Origin of the sequence: Aquimonas sp. (genome assembly GCF_044377145.1) — a bacterium.
Lineage (GTDB): Bacteria > Pseudomonadota > Gammaproteobacteria > Xanthomonadales > Xanthomonadaceae > Aquimonas.
On record NZ_JBILJQ010000152.1, the window covers coordinates 1 to 4,203 of the forward strand.

The 4,203-nt window shown below is 64.6% G+C and carries 4 protein-coding genes; all 4 read right to left on the minus strand.

What is annotated here, in order from left to right:
- A partial coding sequence (locus tag ACIQ7H_RS21860; RefSeq protein ID WP_395795553.1) for an adenosylcobalamin-dependent ribonucleoside-diphosphate reductase occupies window positions 1–2,107 on the minus strand: 2,107 nt, incomplete at its 3' end.
- Between the two features lie 389 nt (window positions 2,108–2,496).
- Window positions 2,497–2,724 carry a hypothetical protein gene (locus tag ACIQ7H_RS21865; RefSeq protein ID WP_395795555.1) on the minus strand — a complete coding sequence of 76 codons (228 nt, stop codon included), beginning with the start codon at window positions 2,722–2,724 and terminating at the stop codon, window positions 2,497–2,499.
- 259 nt (window positions 2,725–2,983) lie between these two features.
- Complete coding sequence (locus ACIQ7H_RS21870; protein ID WP_395795557.1) at window positions 2,984–3,706, minus strand: hypothetical protein; 723 nt, start codon at window positions 3,704–3,706, stop codon at window positions 2,984–2,986.
- A gap of 91 nt (window positions 3,707–3,797) precedes the next feature.
- The coding region (locus ACIQ7H_RS21875) for a hypothetical protein (protein WP_395795559.1) at window positions 3,798–4,203 on the minus strand (406 nt) is incomplete at its 5' end.

Sequence of the window (4,203 nt, forward strand, 5' to 3'; positions counted from 1 at the left end):
TGGTGCGCATGTCTGCCGACAGCACCTTGGCGATCGCCGGCAGCACGCGCGGCACCTCGGCGCCCTGTGCCCACACCTCGAACGGATGGTTCGTCCCGTTCTCGTAGTGGGCGACGGTGATTGCAAAGCGAGCCTCAGGCGCGTTCACGCGGAACGTCCAGCTCGGCGAGCCGTCTGGTGAGTCTGGTCGTCGCGGCCAACGCAGTGAGCCCTCGGTGAGCCCGGCCGCCGGTTTCAGGACCAGTCGGCGATCCGGATCGTCGGTGCGTTCTGCGGCCTTCGCGGCGTTGGGGTCGATCAGGATCGAGCCACGAACACCACTCGGACGGTAAGTCGCGCACGACTTTAGGCCCAGCTCGTAGGCGCGCAGGTAGACATCTCCGAAGTCCTCGAAGCTCATCGACTCCGGACAGTTCACCGTCTTCGAGATCGAGGCGTCGATGTAGGGCACGATTGCCGCCATGACCCGCAGGTGATCCTCCACCGTAAGGTCTTGAGTCGTGACCCAGTGCGCGGGAAGATTGCTGACGTCTCCGCCGGACGCTCGGAACAGCCGGTAGGCGTGGTCCTCGACGTCCACGATGCGCTCGGAGTTGTCCGGCTGCCGCACTCGACGCTGGTAGCTCACCGCGAACGCGGGCTCCAATCCATTGGAGGCATTGTCCCCGAAGCTCAGGGCCATCGTGCCGGTCGGTGCAATCGACAGCAGATGACTGTTGCGGATGCCGTATCGGAGGATGTCCTCGCGGATCTCGTCCGGCAGCCTCTGAGCGAAGCCGCTTTCCAGGTACTTTTCCCGGTCCAGCAGCGGGAACGGGCCCTTCTCTTTGGCAAGCTCGATGCTCGCCTTATAGGCGGCGTTGCGCAGCCACTTCGACACGGCTTCGGCAAAGCGCACCGAGTCGTCCGAGCCGTACCGCAGACCGAGCATGAACTTCGCGCTGCCCAGCCCGAAGAAGCCGAGGCCGATTCGACGCTTGTTCATGGCCTCCTGATGCTGCTGGGGCAGCGGCCAGGCGGTCACGTCCAGCACGTTGTCGAGAGCACGGACAGCGGGACCCACGGTCTCCGCGAAGGCGATGAAATCGAAGCTCGCGTACGCCGTGAACGGATTCCGTACGAACCGCGTCAGGTTCAAGCTCCCAATGCAGCAACAGCCGTACGGAGGGAGGACTTGCTCCGCGCACGGGTTGCTCGCGTCCAGCGACTCGCAGTACCAGAGGTTGTTCTCCGTCGACACGCGGTCCCCGAAGATGATCCCCGGCTCGGCATAGTCGTAGGTCATCCGCGTGATGCGATCCCACAGGTCTCGGGCTCGGATGGTCTTGTAGACCCACAGGCCGTCCTCTCGCTGGAACGCCTCGGGGCGCGTTGCCGGATGGGGCTGCGCGCGGTGTACCAGCTGCCATTCTGCGTCCGTATCGACGGCGGCGTGGAAGGCGTCGGAGGTCCGCACGCTGACGTTGAAGTTGCGCCAGCGAGACTGAACTTTCTTCGCTTCGACGAAAGCCTCGATGTCCGGATGCGACACGTCGAGCACGCCCATCTGCGCGCCACGGCGGCTGCCGGCACTCTCCACCGTCGCGCACATCGCATCGAAGGTGTCGATGTACGGGCAGGGGCCTGACGCGGTGCTCTGCGTCCCCCTGACCCAGGCGCCCGCCGGACGGATGCGGCTGAAGTTATAGCCGACACCGCCGCCGCGACGCATCGTTTCCGCGGCCTGTGCGAGCGCATCCATGATGCCGGGAAGACCTTCCTCGTCGCGGCCCGTCATGCAGTCCCCGATCGGCTGCACGAAGCAGTTGATCAGGGTGACATTCGCCGCGTCGCGGCCTGCGCCGGACATGATTCGGCCGCCGGCGACAAAGCCCGCGTCGAAGGCGCGGCGGAACTCCGCCTGGATTGCCTCCCGTAGCTCGGGTGCTTCGGCGTTAGCGAGCTTCGTAGACACGCGTTCGAAGGTGTCGTCCGCACCTGACTCGTGGGGCATCAGGTACTTCTTGGCCAGGATGTCCCGGCTGGTTTCCTGCAGACCGATCGACGGCGCCGACGCAGCAGGGGAGGTGGTGGCCACGTGGATGGTGGCCGTTGTGTTCTGTTCCATGAGGGTGCTCCTGATTGATCCCGACCACCGGGACCTCCGGGACCGCTCTCCCCCGGAAGGGAAAGCGCTTCCGAAGGTGCCGGTTCATCGGGGAGGTGGTTGGATGTCACGGGAGGGGCGCCAGCGGGACTGGCGTTACTTGGAAGCGCAGGCGCACAGCCCAGGCTTTCGGGGCGTACAGGACGTTCGCGAGACTGATCCGGTCAGAACAGGGAGGTTTGAATGCCGCCCGAGAATCGTCCGCCGGCGCTCTGGCTCTTTCGCGGCGCGCTCGAGGACATCGAGCGCGCCGCGTTGGAAGCATGCTTCGGCGACGCGCAGACTTTCCGCGGTTGCAGTGGATCGGCGGCTTCTGGTGCGGGCCGTGCCGTCCCCGCGCGTGCAATCCGTCAGGCCGCTCGCAGTGGTGAACCCGTTGTAGAGCGCGTGCGGGCGAAAGTGCCGAGTGCCGAACGCGAGGCGATCTCGCGCTTGATCGCCTCAGGCGATTCATCGGCGTAAGACAGGAATCGGCTTTCGCCGTGCATGAATCGGCGCACCTCGTTGAGGCGCGCTTCGACCTGAAGGGCCTGGTCGGTGTCCAGATGGGTGAAGCACAGATCGGTGTCGATCAACATGGGGATCTCCTCGGTGTGATCGCGGAGATCCCCTGGCGGGGAAATCCCCGCGAGGGTGTGGGCACTTGGCCCGTGTGTGCCGCATTTTCTGGGTGGGCGACCCGAGCAGCTTTCGCTGCGAACACGCATGGCCGAGGAGGCCGCGATCGCATCGTCGCGCGGCCCTTCCCATCGCCGCAAGGGGTTGACACTCCGATCCTGCAAACAAAAAAAGGCCGACCCCGAAATGGGGTCGGCCTCGGGGTTCAGCAGGCTGGTTTCAGGCGGCGCGCCGCGCGCCGGATTTCTCCATTTGGGCGAGACGACGCTTGAACGCGGCAGCCGTGATCACATGCAGCTCGGCGTGGCCAAAGGCGCTGGTTACTTCGAGCCTGTAAGCCGCCGGCGAGGAGATCTCCGGCCGGTGCAGGATCCGGTCGATGCCTGCGGTCGGCACAATGACGCGGAGCAGGTTTCCCTCGAACTTGAGGTATGCGCACTGGCCGCGCTCGCTCGCGATGCGCGAGAGGTCTGTGGGCACGACCGTGTGGTCGAGGTTCAAGGCCTTCAGGTGTTCGCTGATGTAGGTCCTGCGAGGGACACGGTCCGGTCGAACGCTGAGGCTATCGACGATGTCCCAAGCGTGAGAGCGGTCAAGGGAGCGAATTCGGCCGTACGCAAGCTTTCCGGTGTGCCGATCCACCTCGATGAGGTAGATCTGCTCGTCCTTGCGCGCTGTTCGCAAGACGGCATGGGCATGAACGCGCGACTCGTCGACCAGGGCAAGCCAGGTCCCGGAGTCCTTGATGACCCACAGCAGGGCGTCGCCGGCTTGCGCGTCGTCCGCGATGTAGCTGCGGTCGTGCACTGTCAGGTCCTGCCTGTAGGCGTTGAAGAGCCCGGCGGTGAGCTGGGCGTTGGCGCAGAGGTGCTGCATCCGTGTGTAGAGGTCGATCTCTCCTCCGCTGGGCTGCGCCTTGAAAGAGCTGGTAGTCGTTGACATGAGATTCTCCTGATGGGGAAACGCACGCCCCCCGTAGGGGAGGCGTGCTCCCCTTTGGGTTGGTGGGTAGACGGAGCTCTTCGTTCTCCGCTCAGTCGAGAAGGTTGATCACGTTTGCGACGTGTCCTGATTGGATTTCGGCGGCGCCGTCGTGGAGGGCGACCAATCTACGCTGGCGAGTTAGACCGTCGAATCTGTCATCGGCAACGCCGACGAAAGCGTTGCAAAGCGCGATGACACGATCCATGGCGATGTACTGCCATTCGTTCGGTAGGGAACCATCGGGACAACAGCCGATCGAAATGCTTCCACCGGTCGCCACGATCCAGTAGTCCGGACGGCGGCAGGTGAATCGCAGATGGTCCGTCAGTTGCGGGCCGCAAGGGGTGGCCCCGCGCAGTGCATCTGCGGCGTCAGGGAGCTGCTCGCTCGGGATGCCGAGGTTGGCGTTCCAGAGACGCACGATCCGATCCAAAAAAGCGTGCACTTCGCGGTTA